At 68.0% G+C, this 16,519-nt stretch carries 16 protein-coding genes; 4 read left to right on the forward strand and 12 right to left on the reverse strand.

Translation table 11 applies throughout. From position 1 onward, the window contains the following. Window positions 1-32: 32 nt before the first annotated feature. Complete coding sequence (locus ACOAMO_RS12640; RefSeq protein ID WP_420175115.1) at window positions 33-1,316, forward strand: HRDC domain-containing protein; 1,284 nt, start codon at window positions 33-35, stop codon at window positions 1,314-1,316. Window positions 1,317-1,362: 46 nt separating this feature from the next. On the opposite strand, the gene dxs is transcribed toward ACOAMO_RS12640, so the two are convergent. The 5 genes from dxs to ACOAMO_RS12665 all read right to left on the reverse strand — a co-directional run bounded on the left by dxs (window position 1,363) and on the right by ACOAMO_RS12665 (window position 8,426). Next, a complete protein-coding gene (gene dxs, locus ACOAMO_RS12645) occupies window positions 1,363-3,273 on the reverse strand; it encodes a 1-deoxy-D-xylulose-5-phosphate synthase (RefSeq protein WP_420175116.1) in 1,911 nt (636 codons plus the stop codon). A 51-nt stretch (window positions 3,274-3,324) separates the two neighbouring features. Continuing rightward, complete coding sequence (locus ACOAMO_RS12650) at window positions 3,325-3,810, reverse strand: hypothetical protein (protein WP_420175117.1); 486 nt, start codon at window positions 3,808-3,810, stop codon at window positions 3,325-3,327. Between the two features lie 219 nt (window positions 3,811-4,029). Further along, window positions 4,030-6,705, reverse strand: coding sequence for an aconitate hydratase AcnA (acnA, locus tag ACOAMO_RS12655; protein WP_420175118.1), 2,676 nt, complete (start codon window positions 6,703-6,705; stop codon window positions 4,030-4,032). Between the two features lie 221 nt (window positions 6,706-6,926). After that, entirely contained in the window at window positions 6,927-7,121 is a 195-nt protein-coding gene (locus ACOAMO_RS12660; protein WP_420175119.1) for a DUF6767 domain-containing protein, read from the reverse strand. A gap of 81 nt (window positions 7,122-7,202) precedes the next feature. Beyond that, entirely contained in the window at window positions 7,203-8,426 is a 1,224-nt protein-coding gene (locus ACOAMO_RS12665; RefSeq protein ID WP_420177037.1) for a class I SAM-dependent RNA methyltransferase, read from the reverse strand. Between the two features lie 210 nt (window positions 8,427-8,636). Here ACOAMO_RS12665 and ACOAMO_RS12670 point away from each other — a divergent pair, with 210 nt between their 5' ends. Further along, window positions 8,637-9,281, forward strand: coding sequence for a potassium channel family protein (locus ACOAMO_RS12670; RefSeq protein WP_420177038.1), 645 nt, complete (start codon window positions 8,637-8,639; stop codon window positions 9,279-9,281). 26 nt (window positions 9,282-9,307) lie between these two features. Then, complete coding sequence (locus tag ACOAMO_RS12675) at window positions 9,308-9,976, forward strand: potassium channel family protein (protein WP_420175120.1); 669 nt, start codon at window positions 9,308-9,310, stop codon at window positions 9,974-9,976. A 10-nt stretch (window positions 9,977-9,986) separates the two neighbouring features. Here the strand turns inward: ACOAMO_RS12675 and ACOAMO_RS12680 are convergent, their stop codons facing one another. From ACOAMO_RS12680 to ACOAMO_RS12695, 4 genes are read right to left on the reverse strand one after another with little or no spacing between them, the layout of a single operon-like run. After that, window positions 9,987-10,340 carry an OB-fold nucleic acid binding domain-containing protein gene (locus tag ACOAMO_RS12680; protein WP_420175121.1) on the reverse strand — a complete coding sequence of 118 codons (354 nt, stop codon included), beginning with the start codon at window positions 10,338-10,340 and terminating at the stop codon, window positions 9,987-9,989. A gap of 10 nt (window positions 10,341-10,350) precedes the next feature. After that, window positions 10,351-11,112: a DUF3710 domain-containing protein gene (locus ACOAMO_RS12685; protein WP_420175122.1), complete on the reverse strand. Its 762-nt coding sequence runs from the start codon at window positions 11,110-11,112 to the stop codon at window positions 10,351-10,353. Window positions 11,113-11,168: 56 nt separating this feature from the next. Further along, window positions 11,169-11,642, reverse strand: coding sequence for a dUTP diphosphatase (gene dut / locus ACOAMO_RS12690; protein WP_420175123.1), 474 nt, complete (start codon window positions 11,640-11,642; stop codon window positions 11,169-11,171). A 14-nt stretch (window positions 11,643-11,656) separates the two neighbouring features. Next, window positions 11,657-12,136: a DUF3093 domain-containing protein gene (locus ACOAMO_RS12695; protein WP_420175124.1), complete on the reverse strand. Its 480-nt coding sequence runs from the start codon at window positions 12,134-12,136 to the stop codon at window positions 11,657-11,659. A gap of 134 nt (window positions 12,137-12,270) precedes the next feature. On the opposite strand from ACOAMO_RS12695, the gene ACOAMO_RS12700 reads away from it, so the two are divergent. Next, window positions 12,271-12,567 (forward strand): DUF4235 domain-containing protein, encoded by a 297-nt coding sequence (locus ACOAMO_RS12700; RefSeq protein WP_420175125.1) that lies wholly within the window; start codon window positions 12,271-12,273, stop codon window positions 12,565-12,567. Between the two features lie 88 nt (window positions 12,568-12,655). Here ACOAMO_RS12700 and ACOAMO_RS12705 read toward each other — a convergent pair whose 3' ends face one another. The 3 genes from ACOAMO_RS12705 to ACOAMO_RS12715 all read right to left on the reverse strand — a co-directional run bounded on the left by ACOAMO_RS12705 (window position 12,656) and on the right by ACOAMO_RS12715 (window position 16,349). Further along, window positions 12,656-12,952: a DUF4193 domain-containing protein gene (locus ACOAMO_RS12705; RefSeq protein ID WP_420175126.1), complete on the reverse strand. Its 297-nt coding sequence runs from the start codon at window positions 12,950-12,952 to the stop codon at window positions 12,656-12,658. A 173-nt stretch (window positions 12,953-13,125) separates the two neighbouring features. Further along, window positions 13,126-15,258 (reverse strand): prolyl oligopeptidase family serine peptidase, encoded by a 2,133-nt coding sequence (locus tag ACOAMO_RS12710; protein WP_420175127.1) that lies wholly within the window; start codon window positions 15,256-15,258, stop codon window positions 13,126-13,128. A gap of 20 nt (window positions 15,259-15,278) precedes the next feature. After that, entirely contained in the window at window positions 15,279-16,349 is a 1,071-nt protein-coding gene (locus ACOAMO_RS12715) for a ferrochelatase (protein WP_420175128.1), read from the reverse strand. Between the last annotated feature and the right edge of the window lie 170 nt (window positions 16,350-16,519).

The following is a 16,519-nucleotide window of genomic DNA, read 5'->3' on the forward strand; positions in this document are numbered from 1 at the left end:
GCCGAGAGCGGCGCCCGGGGAAGGAATGACCAATGGCTTCCAACATGGGCCAGGACGCGACCAGCGACCAGGAGGAGCCCGAGCTGCCGGTGCTGGATCGCCCGGCAGAGGGCGTCCCCTCGGTGGTCGACACGCCGGAGGCACTGGAGCAGGCCGTGCAGGCCCTGGCAGCGGGTACCGGCCCCGTCGCGGTCGACGCGGAGCGGGCGCAGGGCTTCCGCTACTCCAACAAGGCCTACCTCTTCCAGCTCCGACGTGAGGGCGCGGGCACCCACATCATCGACCCGGTGGCCTTCGAGGACGATTCCGGGGTGCCACAACTGCACAGCCTGCAGGAAGCCATCCAGGACGCCGAGTGGATCATCCACGCGGCCACCCAGGACCTGCCCTGCCTGGTACAGGCGGGGCTGGTGCCGCGCAGGTTGTTCGACACCGAACTGGCGGGTCGGCTGCTGGGACTGCCCCGCGTCGGTCTGGGCGCGATGATCGAGCAGCACTTCGAGCTGCGCCTGCTCAAGGAGCACTCGGCGGCCGACTGGTCACGTCGCCCGCTGCCCGAGGAGTGGATCAACTACGCAGCGCTCGACGTGGAACTCCTGGTGGAGCTGCGCAACCGGTTGGCCGAGGACTTGGACCAGGCCGGCAAACTCGAGTGGGCCCACCAGGAGTTTGCCTGGTTGGCGGAGCACTGCACCGACGTGGTGCCGCCTCGCAAGGAGCGCTGGCGTCGAACCAATGGGATGCACCACGTGCGCACACCGCTGGGCATGGCCGTGGTGCGGGAGTTGTGGACGGTGCGCGACCAACTCGCCGCTCGCCTCGACAAGGCCCCTGGGCGCCTGGTGCAGGACGCGGCCATCAGTGAACTGGCGGTACGGGCCGCCAGCACCAAACCGCCCCACGTCCCGACGCGGCAGGAACTGCGCGAGGTGAACGGTTTCAAGCGGCGCTCCGCCCGGCAGTACGAGACCAACTGGGTGCAGGCGCTGGAGCGGGTCTCGCAGCTTGGGCCGCGTCAGTTGCCCCCGCTTCGCGTCGCCCCCGACGGCCCACCGCCGCCACGCACCTGGGAGCGTCGATTCCCTGAAGCCCACGCACGGTGGAACAAGGTGCGCCCGGCCACGCAGAAGATGGCCGAGGAGCTGGGCATGGCTCCCGAGAACCTGGTCAGCCCCGACACCCTGCGTCGCATCACCTTCGAGCCCCCGGAGCTGACGGCCGAGGCAGTCGATGCGCGACTGGCCGAGCTGGGGGCGCGTCCTTGGCAGCGGGAGCGGCTGGTGCCGGTGCTCCTGGAGCTCTTCCCCCAGTCCTGATCAACCACGGCTGGGCTCAGCCGTGGTTGACCAACCGGGGTTGGGCTCAGCCTGCCTGAAGCGGGCTCTGACTGGCTTGTTCGGAGTTGTTGGCCAGGTAGCAGCCCAGCACCTCTCGGGCGATCTCCTGACCCGTCAGACCGTACTGGTCGAGCACCTCGGGACGGCTGGCGTGGTCGAGGAATTCCTGCGGGATGCCGAAGCACATCAGCGGGGTGGACACCCGCATCCGACGCATCTGGCTGCCCAGCTGCGTCCCCACGCCGCCGACCACCATCGAGTCCTCCACGTTGACCACGAGCTGGTGTCGTCCCGCCAGGTCGACCAGCGCGGGGTTGACCGGGAGCGACCACAGCGGATCCACCACGGTGACGCGCACGCCCTGGTGCGAGAGGCGTTCGGCCACGTCCAGGGCAAGTCCGACGAACTGCCCGTGACCCACCACGAGCGCTTCGGCGTCCTCACTGTGACGCAGGATGTCCAGGCCGTCGACGTTGCGCACCGCCTCGATCGGGTCGGGCAGCTTCTCCTTGGACCACCGCACCACCGTGGGGGCATCGTCGACCTCGATGGCGGCCTCCAGGGCTTGCTCCATGCGCTTGCGGTCGCGGGGCGAGGAAAGCCGCAGCCCCGGCACCAGGCCGCACATGGAAACGTCCCACATGCCGTTGTGGCTGGCACCGTCGCTTCCCGTGATGCCGGCCCGGTCGAGGCAGAAGGTGACGCCCAGCTTGTGCAGCGCCACGTCCATCAGGAGCTGGTCGAAGGCACGGTTGAGGAAGGTGGAGTAGACGGCCACCACCGGGTGCAGTCCCCCGGCGGCAAGGCCGGCCGCCGAGGTGACGGCATGCTGCTCGGCGATGCCGACGTCGAAGACCCGGTCCGGGAAGACCTGCGCGAAGCGGGCCAGCCCCACCGGGTGCAACATGGCGGCGGTGATGGCCACCAGCTCGGGATGCTTGTCGCCCAGCCGCACCATGTGGTCGCTGAAGGCGTCGGTCCAGGTGGCCTGCACGACGGCGCTGAGCGGTTCGCCGGTCAGCTCGTTGATCTTGCCCACCGCGTGGAAGCGGTCCTCCTCGTTGTCCTCGGCGAACTTGAAGCCGCGGCCCTTCTGGGTGATGCAGTGCACGATGACGGGTCCGCCGAAGCCCTTGGCCTGCTCCAGCGCCAGCTCGACGGCGTCCTCGTCGTGACCGTCGATCGGCCCCAGGTACTTCAAGCCCAGGTCGCTGAACAGTCCCTGGGGGGCGAGGACGTCCTTCAGACCGGTCTTCATGCCGTGCAGCAGGTCATAGGCGGGACGACCGAAGATCGGCGCCTTGTTGATGCTGCGCTTGGCGACGTCGAGCACCTGCTCGTAGCGACGATCGGTGCGCATGCCCGCCAAGTGGGTGGCCAGGCCGCCGACCGTCGGCGTGTACGAGCGTCCATTGTCATTGACGATGATCACCAGGCGCAGGCCCTCCTGCACCGCGATGTTGTTGAGGGCCTCCCAGGCCATGCCGCCGGTCAGCGCACCGTCGCCCACCAGGACCGCCACCGTGCGATCCTCACCCTTGAGCCGGAAAGCCTTGGCCAACCCTTCGCCCCAGCTCAACGAGGTGGAGGCATGGGAGTTCTCCACCCAGTCGTGCTCGCTCTCGGCGCGCGAGGGGTACCCGGACAGCCCGTCCTTCTGGCGCAACGACTCGAACTGGTCGGCGCGGCCGGTGAGGATCTTGTGCACATAGCTTTGATGGCCGGTGTCGAAGATCAGCGGATCGCGCGGGGAGTCGAAGACCCGGTGCATGGCGATGGTGAGTTCCACCACGCCGAGGTTCGGCCCCAGGTGACCACCTGTACGACTGACATTGGTCACCAGAAAGGCCCGGATCTCACGAGCGAGTTCATCGAGTTCCGTGCGCGTCAACCCGCGAAGATCTGCGGGGCTCTTGATCTGGTCCAACAAAGCCATGGAGACATCTTAGGGCGCCGTCACAACGGACGGGACCTTCCTTGGGCTCGCTCACAGCTTGCGCAGGAAGATTCCACCCCGCAGCGCCTCCTCCACCAGGGCCACGGCCCGGCGCACCCGCACCAGCCGTGCCCCCTCGGTCTGGATCGCATCGGCCGTCTGGTCGAGCACCCGGTCGTCCACGTACTCCCCCAGGCTCGGCCGTGCCGTGGCCAGCGCCTGCCGGCTCGAACGGATCTGCCCCTCGATGAATTCCGCGGCCAACCGCGCCAAGACCACGGGATGGCGTCGCATCACGGGATAGCCGCGATAGTCAGGCGGGCACTGGTCGAGGAGCCAGCCGATGGCACTGGCCTCCCAGTCGGGAGCCCCCGGCGGCAGCACCTCGACCGGCCAACCGGGCGGCAGGTAGACCTCCTCGCCCTGCTGCCTGCCCCGCACCACGGTGCGCACCGGCCCCCCAGCATGGAAGTTCGACCCGGCATGGAAGTTCGGCTGGGAATGCGTAGCGGGGTACTGCCGAAAGGCCACGGACATGGTTTCCTCCTTGGTCACACGGATGGGACGGCTGGCACGGACCGTCACCGAACGCCGGCCCGTGGGAGGAAGACTGCCGGGCGCCTCTGACATTTTTTCAAAAGTGTGTTCGAAAGGCCAGAGGAAGCCTCCGGGCAACCGCAACCGAAAAGACCAAGGGCCACACCCCCGCACTGGCAGGTGTGGCCCTCGGCCGGGATCAGCCCCGAAGGGCGATCATCACTTCTTCAGCAGCTGGCGCAGCACGTACTGCAAGATGCCGCCGTTGAGGTAGTAGGCACGCTCACCGGGGGTGTCGATGCGCAGGATGGCATCGAACTCCACCTTGCTGCCGTCGGCCTTGGTGGCGACCACGTGCAGGGTCTTCGGCGTGACACCCTCGTTGAGCGCGGTGACCCCCGCGACGTCGAAGGTCTCGGTGCCGTCCAGGCCGAGCGAATCGGCATTCTGGCCCTCGGGGAACTGCAGCGGGATGACACCCATGCCGATCAGGTTCGAGCGGTGGATGCGCTCGTAGCTCTCGGCGATGACCACCTTGACACCCAGCAGCGTGGTGCCCTTGGCGGCCCAGTCACGCGAGGAACCCGAGCCGTACTCCTTGCCGGCCAGCACGACCAGCGGGGTGCCGGCCTCCTGGTAGGCCTCGGCGGCCTCGTAGACCGTGGTCACCGGGGCGTCGGGCTGGGTGAAGTCCTTGGTGAAGCCACCCTCGGTGCCCGGCGCGATCTGGTTGCGCAGACGGATGTTCGCGAAGGTGCCGCGGATCATCACCTCGTGGTTGCCACGACGGCTGCCCAGCGAGTTGTAGTCCTTGCGCTCCACGCCGTTCTCGGTCAGGTACTTGCCCGCGGGCGAGTCCGACTTGATGGAACCGGCCGGCGAGATGTGGTCGGTGGTGACCGAGTCGCCCAGCTTCAGCAGCACGCGGGCGCCGTTGATGTCCTCGACCGGCGTCGGCTCGGCCGGCATGCCGTCGAAGTAGGGCGCACGACGGATGTAGGTGGAGGCCTCATCCCACGCGAACAGGTTGCCCTCGGGGGTGTCGAGGTTCTGCCAGCGCTCGTCACCGGCGAAGACGTCGGCGTAACGAGACTTGTACATCTCGGCGCTGATCGAGCCGCCGATGACCTCCTCGATCTCCTCGGTGGTGGGCCAGATGTCCTTCATGAAGACGTCATTGCCGTCCTTGTCCTGGCCGATCGGGTCATTGGCCAGGTCGATGTCCATCGTGCCGGCCAGCGCGTAGACGATGACCAGCGGCGGGCTGGCCAGGTAGTTCATCTTCACGTCGGGGCTGATGCGACCCTCGAAGTTGCGGTTGCCCGATAGCACGGCGGTGACGGCCAGGTCGTTGTCGTTGATGGCCTTGGAGACCTCGGGGATCAGCGGGCCGGTGTTGCCGATGCAGGTCACGCAGCCGTAGCCGACGGTGTTGAAGCCCAGCTCGTCCAGGTACTTCTGCAGGCCGGACTTCTCGTAGTAGTCGGTGACGACCTGCGAGCCCGGGGCAACAGTGGTCTTGACCCACGGCTTGGGCTTGAGGCCCTTCTCCGCGGCCTTCTTTGCCACCAGGGCGGCGCCCAGCATCACGCTCGGGTTCGAGGTGTTGGTGCAGGAGGTGATCGAGGCGACGGTCACCGCACCATTGGCCAGCTCGAAGCTGGTGCCGTCGGCCAGGGTGACCGGGACGGTCTTGGCCGGATCGGCGGTGTAGGCCTTGACCGACTCCTGGAAGGAGGGCTTCGACTCGGACAGCACGATGCGGTCCTGGGGGCGCTTCGGGCCGGCGATCGAGGGGACGACGGTCGACAGGTCCAGCTCGATGTACTCGCTGTAGACCGGCTCATTGGCGGCGTCGTGCCACAGACCCTGCTCCTTGGCGTAGGCCTCGACCAGGGCGATCTGGTCCTCCTCGCGGCCGGTCAGACGCAGGTAGTCGGTGGTCTTGTCGTCGATCGGCCAGATGGCGATCGTGGAGCCGTACTCGGGGCTCATGTTGCCGATGGTGGCTCGGTTGGCCAGCGGAACCTCGGAGACGCCGGGGCCGTAGAACTCGACGAACTTGCCGACGACCTTGTGCTCACGCAGCATCTCGGTGATGGTGAGCACCATGTCGGTGGCGGTGACGCCCTCATTGAGCTTGCCGGAGAGCTTGAAGCCGACGACCTTGGGGATCAGCATGCTGATCGGCTGGCCGAGCATGGCGGCCTCGGCCTCGATGCCACCAACACCCCAGCCCACGACGCCCAGGCCGTTGACCATGGTGGTGTGCGAGTCGGTGCCGACGCAGCTGTCCGGGTAGGCCTGCAGCACACCGTCGACGGTGCGCGGGAAGATCACGCGCGCCAGGTTCTCGATGTTGACCTGGTGGACGATACCGGTGCCCGGGGGGACGACCTTGAACTCGTCGAAGGCGCCCTGGGCCCAACGCAGCAGCTTGTAGCGCTCGAGATTGCGCTGGTACTCGACGTCGGTGTTCAGCTGGAGGGCGTCCGGGGTGCCGAAGTACTCGGCGATGACCGAATGGTCGATGACCAGCTCGGCGGGGGCCAGCGGGTTGACCTTGTCGGCGTCGCCACCGAGGTCGGCCACGGCCTGGCGCATGGTGGCCAGGTCGACGACGCAGGCCACGCCGGTGAAGTCCTGCATGATCACGCGGGCGGGCGTGAACTGGATCTCCTTGTCGGGCTCACCAGTGGGAGCGCCGGCCGCGAGGGCCTTGATGTCCTCCGCGGTGATGTTGGCACCATCCTCGGTGCGCAGCAGGTTCTCGAGCAGAACCTTCAGGCTGAAGGGAAGCTTGTCATGTCCCTCGACAGCATCGACTCGGAAGATCTCGTAGGACTGGCCGTTCACCTCAAGGGTGCTCTTGGCCCCAAAACTGTTGACGCTCATGCATCACTCCTGATTCGGGCTGACTCTGGCGCCTGCGCCAAAGTCTCTTGATGTCAAGATATCACGTTCGCCAAATTCTGTTCGGACGAACGAGGATTCCGCATCCAGTCTGCTACACCCACCGCGCCGGAGCCACCCACAACGACGGGGATTAACGTGCAAGATTCGTGCCCTAAATGCCTAGTCGTGACGTGGATCACGTTCTCAGGGGCAACTTGCCCTCAGCTTGCGGCAGCGCCGTCCTGCTGACGCTTGCGACGCAGCTCCTGACGGTTCTGGTTCCACGCCTCGCGCAGGTCGGGATCGTCCATCACCAGGTAGACCAGCCCACAGTTGTGCGGCCCGTCCGCACCCGGCTGGCACAGGCTGCACGGGTCTCCCGGTCGAATCGGGCACTTGGCGGATGACTTGGGCATGCTCCGATTGTCCTCCCCGAGCCCCGCGCTTTCAAACGGAGACGACCGTGCAAAGCCCCCGGTGCGAGGACTGCAAGAACCTCAGCGCGACGGCTCCCCACCCGTAGGCGTGGGAACCAGCAGCGCGACGCACTCGACGTGATGTGTCATCGGGAACAGGTCGAAGGCCCGGATCGTCTCCACCTGGTAGCCGTGCTCGGCGAAGGTTCTCAGGTCGCGCGCCAGTGCCGCTGGATCACAGGCGACGTAGGCGATCGCACGGGCTTGCAGACCCGCCAGGTGCCGAACCACTGCGGCACCGGCCCCGGTCCGCGGCGGATCGAGGACCACCACGTCCACCGAGCCGGGCAGTCGACGCAGCGCCCTGGCCAACGGTGCCGCGATGAATCGCGCACCGGGAACATTGCGTCGGGCCAGTCGCACCGCCCCGGTGGACTGTTCGACGCCGACCACGCGGCACCCCTGGTCGACCAGTGCGCCCGCGAACAGCCCCACCCCGCAGTACAGGTCCAGGGCCGACTCTCCCCTGGCGGGCTGCACCATCTGCAGCACGGCATCCACCAGGGTCGTCGCGGCGGCGGGGTGCACCTGCCAGAAGCCATCCGCACGCACCTGGTAGGTGCGCCCGGCGCACTGCTCCTGCACCAGCTCGGCACCCTCGTCGCGGTTGGTCACCACGCGGGGCGAGCCCACGGCAGGCACCACGACCCGGATCTCGTCGCCCTGGGACCGCTCGGCGACCTGGTGCAATTCCTCGGGCCCCGGCACGGCGGGGTGGGCGATCAGGCAACCGTGATCGGGCAAGGTGATCAGCGCGTGTGATCGGTGCGCGCGCATCCCCACACGGGGGCTGCCCCCATCCCCGGGACGGTCGACCGCGAAGCGCGTCCGGGTACGCCAGCCCTCCACAGGAAGCACCTGCTCCACCTGCCCGTCCCACCCGATCCCGGCAAGATGGTCCAGCTGCTCGGCCACCACCTGCGTCTTGAGGCGCCGTTGGCCCTCTGCGGTGACGTGCTGGAAGTCGCAGCCACCGCATCCCCCGGGGCCGGCGATCGGGCACGGCGGCTCGGTGCGATCCGGGACTGCCTGGAGGACTTCCACCGCGTCGCCACGCCAGAAGTTGCGGCGGCCGGCGTCGGTGATGCGCACCATGACCTGCTCACCGGGCAGCGCATGGCGCACGAAGATGACCCGACCGTCATGGCGCGCCACGCAATGGCCACCGTGGGCCACCGGCCCCACCTCGACGGGTCCGACCACCGTGCCCGTCGGGTCCGGGGACTGGTCGCCGGGATCACTCATCTGCGCAGCACTCACCTGCCCATCCTCGCGCACCTGGGCCACCCGACGCACCATCCGCCGCTCGCATCTGTTCATGCCTCGCGTCTGTGCACCCGAGTCTGGCCTGGGAAGAGCAAGGCGCCGCGCCGGGGCAAGTTCCTGCCCGGCGGTGCGGTAGCGTTCCCACGACTGAGATCTCGTCCCCGGGAGGACATCGTGCACTTCATCCTCATGGGTTGCGGCCGTGTGGGCTCCAGCCTGGCCCGCAGCCTCGAGAAGCGTGGTCACAGCGTGGCCGTCATCGACACCAATGCCGAGAGCTTCCGCCGCCTGGGCCCCGAGTTCCGGGGCACGACGATCAAGGGAGTCGGCTTCGACCGTGACGTCCTGGAGCGTGCCGGGATCCGCCAGGCCGACGGCTTCGCCGCCGTATCCAGCGGTGACAACTCCAACATCCTGGCCGCCCGCGTCGTGCGCGAGCAGTTCGGCGTCCAGAACGTGGTGTGCCGCATCTACGACCAGGGCCGCGCAGAGGTCTACGAGCGCCTCGGCATCCAGACCGTCGCCACCGTGCGCTGGGCCGCCAATCAGGTCCTTCGCGGACTTCTCCCGGAGGGCTCCGAACCGGTGTGGCGGGATCCGGCAGGCAATGCGCGACTGGTGCAGGTGCACACCCACCCCGACTGGGTGGGCCACACCGTGGGACAGCTGCGCGCAGCGGTGCGCACTCCCCTGCCCTTCATCGTGCGCTTCGGCGTCGGGATGGTGCCAGACGACCAGACCGTGCTGCAGGAGGGAGACCTGCTCTACGCGGCCATCGAACTGGACCGCACCGACGAGCTCGAACAGATCCTCGGCGCCCCGCCCGCCCGCTGAGACCCCAGGAAGACCAGGAGACTGCCATGCGCATCGTCATTGCCGGAGCCGGAAATGTCGGCCGCTCCATCGCTCGAGAACTCATCGCCAACGGCCACCAGGTGTTGCTGGTCGACCGCGACCCGAAGGCCATCCGCACCGAGTCCGTGCCCCGGGCCGAATGGCTGCTGGCCGATGCGTGCGAGCTGGACACCCTCACCGAGGCCCGGCTCGACACCTGCGACGTCTGCATCGCCGCAACTGGCGACGACAAGGCGAACCTGGTCCACTCCCTGCTCGCCAAGACCGAGTTCGGGGTTCCCCGCACGGTGGGACGAGTGAACCATCCCGAGAACGAATGGATGTTCGACGACGTGTGGGGCGTCGACGTCGCGGTCTCCACCCCCCGAATCATGTCGGCGCTGGTGGAGGAGGCAGTCAGCATCGGCGACCTGGTGCGGATCTTCACCTTCCAGAGCGGCAGCGCCAATCTGGTGGAGCTCACGCTGCCGGCCGAGAGCCCTCGCGTGGGCCAGCTGCTGCGAGACATCACCCTTCCCGGGGATGCGGTGCTGGTGGCCATGATCCGTGGCGGGCGCGCCCTCACCCCGGATCCGTCGCGCGCCCTCCAGGAGTCCGACGAGCTGCTCTTCGTCGTCTCACCCGAACACGAGCGGGCACTGGCGCAACTGCTCTCGCCAAACCAGAGTCTGTGAACGGGGCCCGTCAGGGAAGCAGCGTGTAGTGGGGATTGTGGATGGCTCGTCGGCGCTGGAAGAGCGTGACGAGCCCCCGCACCTCCATCCGGCGCCCCACCTCGACGCCCCGCAATTCGCGGCGCCCCATCCAGACCAGCGTGATCTCACCGGTCTGGTCGGCCAGCACCACCTCGAGCCAGCGCCGTTCCGCCGACGTCACCGAGACTGAGCGCACCACACCCCGCAGGGTCACCCGTTCACGCAGCTGCACCTGTGACATCAGCTGCCAGTGCCGTTGCTGCTCGACCGGCGGCGTGCTGGGGTCCTGCGTCGCCTCCCCGCCTTGCGGGCGACGACGCAGGACCCGAGAGACCACGCTCACCTGCGGTGGCTCACTGCTCGCTCGAGGACTCGTCCTCGGCCTGCTGCGGCACGAGGCCCTCGGGGATCACCATCGGGATCAGGTCGCCGGGAACCTTCGGCTGGTCGTCACGACGCACCACGAGGTTGCGGAAGAACTCGAAGATCACCTGCGAGGGGCCGTCGACCCCTTCGCTCATGCCGGCCTCGCCCATCACGACGCCACGCAGCAGCCACCGCGGCCCCTGCGCGAACCAGGTGCGCGAGACGTGGTACATCTGCTCACCCTCCTCGTTCTGCAGCGGGATGACACGGCGGATCTCGGTGCCGAAGGGCCCCTCGGCCAGCTGGACGTCGCCACCCTGCTGGGTGGTGACCTCGACCATCTCGCGGCGGATGTCACCGGCCATCGGAGTGCTGGCGGGGGCGCCGAACAGGGCGACCTCGATCGCGGAGTTCTGGTGCATCACCAGGGCGGCCTGCACCTGCTGGGTCTGCTCGTCGATCTGCAGCTGCAGGTTCATCCCCTCGAAGGGGGTCATCACGACGGTGCCGAAGTCCAGACGCTCGACGTCGTCGGCATCCAGGTCGACCTCTTCGATGTCGAAGGGGCCATCCTCGCGCCAGTCCTGCTCGTCGAGCTCCACCCAGCGGGGGTCATCGGGATCGACGGCGGGCTGGGCCTCGGCCTGGTCGACCTGTTCGTTCGGCACGAACTCGTCGGGCACGGTCTGGTTCTCGTTCGGCCCAGTCTCGTTCGGCCCAGTCTCGTTCTCGTTCGGCACGGTGCTCACGAATCGATTCCCTCCAACAGGCCGCGACGACTCTCGCCCCGGCAACGTCGACGATCCTAGCTGCTCGGTGGTGTCGGTCGAGCCTGCCAGGCACTGATTCCGCCGCTGGATCCGTGACCGCTCTCCCCACGCTCGGAGCCATCCAGTTCGTCGGCCTCCACCACGACGGGCAGTTCCACCCGTTGCACCACCAGCTGGGCGATGCGATCCCCCCGCGAGAGGTGGACGCTGTGCCGGGAGTCGGTGTTGAGAAGGTTCACCCGGATTTCACCCCGGTAGCCGGCATCGACCGTTCCGGGGGCGTTGACGATGGTCAGGCCGTGCTTGGCCGCGAGCCCGGAACGCGGATGCACGAAGGCGGCATACCCGGTGGGCAGGGCGATGGCGATACCGGTGCCAGCCAGGACGCGCTCCCCCGGTGCGATCGTGAGGTCCGTGGTGGTCATCAGGTCGATGCCCGCGTCGTCGGGATGCGCCCGCCGGGGCAGCGGAAGACCCTCGTCCAGACGCTTGACCACCAGTTCCCTCATGCCTGCTTCCTCCCTCATGCCGGCTTCCCCGCCGCGAACTGGTCGACCAGCTCCGCGACGCGCTGCGGATGGCGCGTGCTCAGCAGCCAGAAGGGGTGCGGATCGGCCGGATCGGCCAGCTGCACCCGGACACCACCCTTGATGTAGGGGCGGGTGAGGAACCATCCCGAGGCCATCGAGCCCGGCCCCAGGGCGGCCCGCATCTGCTTCTCGTCCAGTGCCTCGGCCGACGCAATCCACTCCCACTCGATGCGAGCGTGCCCGGCAGACAACCCTTGCGCGTCGACGCCCACCACCGGGTGGCCGAAGTGGTGGAAGCCAGCGCCGATGCCCGCCAGCGCCACCAGTGCGGTGGCCGCACCGAACCAGGCATTGGTGTAGGCCCCCACCACGACCACCAGGGTGATCCCGAAGCCCGCGGCCAGCAGCCACCAGCTGCCCGGGACGCTGAGATGTTCTCGATGGTGCTGTTCGGGGGTGGAGGCGCTGCGCATGCCGCCCAACCTACCGGAGTGCGCCCAAGGCGAAAGTTCACGCCATCACGCCATGGCAGCCACCGCCGCCTCCTACGATGGAGGCGAAGGATGTACCGCGCGGTGCATCATCCCACCGAGCTGAGGAGACCTGGATGGCCACCACAAGCCAGAACATCGGGTTCAAGATCTACGCCGGCCTGCTGGGCGCGGTCACCACCGTCGTCACCCAGAAGGCGCTCAAGGCCGCCTGGAAGGTGGCCACCGGTGACAACCCGCCGGACCCCAATGATCCCGACGTGCCGCCGACCTATGCCGCCATGTGGGCCCTGGCCAGCGGCGTCGGCCTGGGTGTCAGCCAGATCGTGCTCAACCGCTACGTCGGCCGTCGCTTCGAGGCGGTCACCGGTGAGCACCTGGACACCACGTCGAAGACCAAGCTCAAGCTCTGAGCCACACCCACCCCAGGACGATGAAGGGGCTGACCTCCACTGTGGAGGTCAGCCCCTTCCATGTCATGCCGGGCAGGATCGGCAGGGATCAGACGCAGTCGACGCAGTAGCTGTCGTTGCCACGGGTCTCGGCGATCTGGCTGGCCGCCTTCACCAGGAAGCAGGATGCGCAGGTGAATTCGTGGGCCTGGCGCGGCAGGACTCGCACGGTGAGTTCCTCGTGCGACAGGTCCGCGCCGGGCAGCTCGAAGGATTCGGCGGCCTCGACCTCGTCCTCGTCGACCTTGCCGGAGTTCTTGTCATTGCGACGGGTCTTGAGCTCCTCGATGGAGTCCTCATTCATTTCCTCGTCGTTCTTGCGAGGGGCGTCGTAGTCAGTCGCCATGTCTTCCTTCCTGCCTGTCGTCGAGAATCCGGGGGCACGGTGTGCCCTGCACGCCTGCGGGACAGCCCTTGCCAACCACCTGTGCTGTCGTCACCTGCCCCATGGGCAGGCACATGTGTATCACACCGTGCGTGCCTCGGCCCATGCCGGTGGCCTGCAAGACCGCAATGCGATCATCCCTCGGCACTCAACAGGGAGGAGGCGAGGAAGGGTTGCCCCTCCAAATGGGTGGACAGGAAGCCCCGTACCGTCTCGTACCAGACCATGGCGTGCTGCGGCGTGAGCACCCAGTGGTTCTCGTCGGGGAAGTACAGGAACTTGTGCTCCATCTGCTCCGGGTCGCCCTCATGGGCCTGTGACAGCGCCCACCACAGGGCCAGCCCCTCTCCGATCGGCACCCGGTAGTCCTTGTCGCCATGGATGACCAACATCGGCGTGGTGATCCGGTCGACGAACTGGTGCGGCGAGTTCTGCTCCATCATCTCGGCCGACATCTCCTGGGCCCAGTACCACGGGGCGTCGGTGGTCGGTCCGAAGCTGTTGAGGTTCCACAGGCTGGCGTGCGACACGATGCACCGGAAGCGATCGGTGTGCCCGGCGATCCAGTTGGCCATGTAGCCGCCGAAGGAGCCGCCCATCATCGCGGTGCGGTCCGCATCGATGTCGGGCCGTTGTTCCACGGCATCGGTGACCGCCATCAGGTCGGTGTAGGGCTCTGCTCCCCATCGGCCCCAGCCGCGCTGGATGAAGTCGCGCCCGTAGCCAGTGCTCAGTGCCGGGTCGGGCAGCAGGACCGCCTGCCCCTGGCTGACGAGCAGCCACGGGCACCAGCGCCAGCTCCACGCATTCCACGAGTTCAACGGGCCGCCGTGGGCCCACAACACCAGGGGCGCAGGATCCTGTGGCGTCGCCGTCTCGGGCAGCAGCAGGTAGCTGTGGATGGTCTGACCGTCGGTGGCGCTGGTCTGGATCCGCTCCAGTCGGCCGGGCAGCTGCACCTGCCCCGCGGGTTGGTGCAGGACGGTGCTGGTGGCAGTCCGGGGACAGATGCGCACGATGCTGCCGGGTTCGGTCCACGAGGAACGCACCGCATAGAGCGCCTCCCCGTCGGGCGCGACCACCACCGAGGAGTGCGCCCCCGCCTGGGTTAGCCGGCGGACCTGCCCATCGCCGACCGAGATGGCGAAGACCGGACAGTCGCCATCCTCGTCCGCAACGACGTAGAGCTCCTGGCCATCGGCACTGAAGGCCACCGGCTTGGCCCACCGGGGCCATTCGGGCGCCAGGTCGTGGTGCTCACCGGTGTGGAGGTCCACCAGGTGCAGGAACTGGTGGGGGGCCTCGGTGGGGGTTCCCGCCACGTAGCGCACGCAGGCCACCCAGCGATCGTCGCGGCTGAGCACCGGATGCTCGAACTGGGAATGGTCGTCGGCCACCACGGTGACCACCTGCGACTCGTCCTCCGCCTGGGTGTCCTGGCCTCTCAGGGTGATGCGGACGAGGCGGCAGTGGCGCCGTCCACGGGGTCGCGGGTCCTCCAGGGTTGCCACCACGAAGTCACCATGGCTGGAGAGCACTCCGTCGGCGTCCAGGCCGCGGCCGAGCTCCGGGCTGGCCAGCATCATCGTCTCCTGCACGGGAGAATCCTGCACGGGAGAATCCTGCTCTGGGCTCACGGGCAAGGTGACCAGGCGCAGGGATTCGCGTGGCAGGTCGTGGTCCCAGAAACGCACGCCGGGGCTCTCGTGGAGGATCGCATTCACCTTGGCCTTGCGCCGTCGCGAGCGCAGTTCGCGATCCTGTTGCAGGTCGTCACACCCACTGGCCACGCCCACGGCACAGACCAGCGCATCGGCCTCGCGGGCCGCGAGCACCTGGGTGAACCCACCGGCACGGCGGGCCACCACCTGCGCCTCGCCACCCAATGCCGGAAGGCACCACAGCGCCTTGTCGTCGTCCTCGGCTCGCCCGTCCGCGGGCAGCGGGCGCGACGAGGTGAACAGCACCGAGCCGTCACGCAGGATCGCCGACAGCGACTCACCCTCCACGCCGCGAGTGAGTCGGTGCGGCCGCGCCTCACCGCTGGGATCGATGCGCCACAGCGCCGAGGTCCAGGCGGTGCGGTCATGGTTGAGCGTCTGGATCGTGGCCAGCAGCCAGCGTCCGTCGGGGCTGACCTGGACTCCGCTCAGCCGGGGCAGCTCGATGTAGGAGCGCAGGTCTTCCCAAGGGCTGCCCAGCTCGGGTTCAGTGGTCTGCTCGGGTTCAGTGGACTGCTCGGGGGTCTGTCGTGCGTCGGGGCTCATGGTCGTGCTTCCTTCGATGCTCAGTCGATCGCGGGGGTCTCGGCATTGCGCAGGTTCGGGCAACACCCTCGGCCGCCGCAACCGTCGGGGGCTGGGAGGGCATCGCCCTGGCGCGCGTGTGCCGCACGGGCCAGGAGCCGATCGGCCAGCCCGGCCACGAAGGTCTGCGACGTGCCGGCGGTCGCACTGCGCACCATCTGGATTCCGAGTTCGTCGCAGGTCTGGCGAGCCTGGGTGTCGAGGTCGTAGATCACCTCCATGTGGTCGGAGATGAATCCGATGGGGGCCAGCACCACACGATCGACGCCACGGCCGTGGAGTTCGGCCAAGTGGTCGTCGACGTCGGGCTCCAGCCACGGCTGGCCCGGCCGCCCGGAACGGGAGCAGAAGACCAGATCGTGCTCCGGCGCTCCCACCGCCTGCGCGATCCGTTCTGCCACCTCCTCGTGCCACCGTGAATAGGCGCCGCGTGCCTCCTGCGGTCCGCTGCTGTCATCCATGTCCGTGGGGATGGAGTGGGTGACGAAGACCAGGCGGGCACCGGGCAACTCGGCCAGCGCCTGCGCGACGGCGGCGCGATTGGCCTCGACGAAGCCCTCGTCCAGGGCATAGTTCCCGGCGCGATCGATCCGCACGTGCTCGGCACCGACGGTGCTGGCGGCCGCCGCGACCGCCTCGCGATAGGTGCGACAGCCCGAGTACGACGGATAGGCGCTGGTGGTCAGCATCAACACCCGGCGGCGGCCGTCGGCGACGAGCTCACGCAGCGCCTCGTCGATGAACGGATGCCAGTTGCGATTGCCCCAGTAGATCGGGCAGTCGACGCCGCGGGTGGACAACTCCTGCTGCAGCGCGGAGATCAGCGCCTTGTTCTGGTCATTGATCGGGCTGCGGCCACCGAACAGGAAGTAGTGCTCCCCCACCTGGGCCAGCCGGTCGCGGGGAATACCGGCGCCACGGGTGACCACCTCGAGGAAGTCGATCACCTCGTCGGGCTTCTCGGGGCCGCCGAAGGAGACGAGCAGGACCGCGTCGTAGGGGGCCAGGGGGTGGGAACCGGAGGTGGCGGGCAGTGCATTGGTAGCGGTCATGCCCCCGATGATCCCAGACACCGAGAGGGTGCCGCATCCGGCGCCCCACCCCACCGGCAGCCACGCGCACTCATCGTCGGCTTGTCACGCTAGATTGGTGCGACTAGTAGTGTGACTGGCAGAGGTGTGTTCCGTTCAGTTCGGCGCCGTGCGCCGTCGGCACCCTCGAA

This window comes from Luteococcus struthionis, from assembly GCF_048595755.1.
In the GTDB taxonomy this organism is placed as follows: domain Bacteria; phylum Actinomycetota; class Actinomycetes; order Propionibacteriales; family Propionibacteriaceae; genus Luteococcus.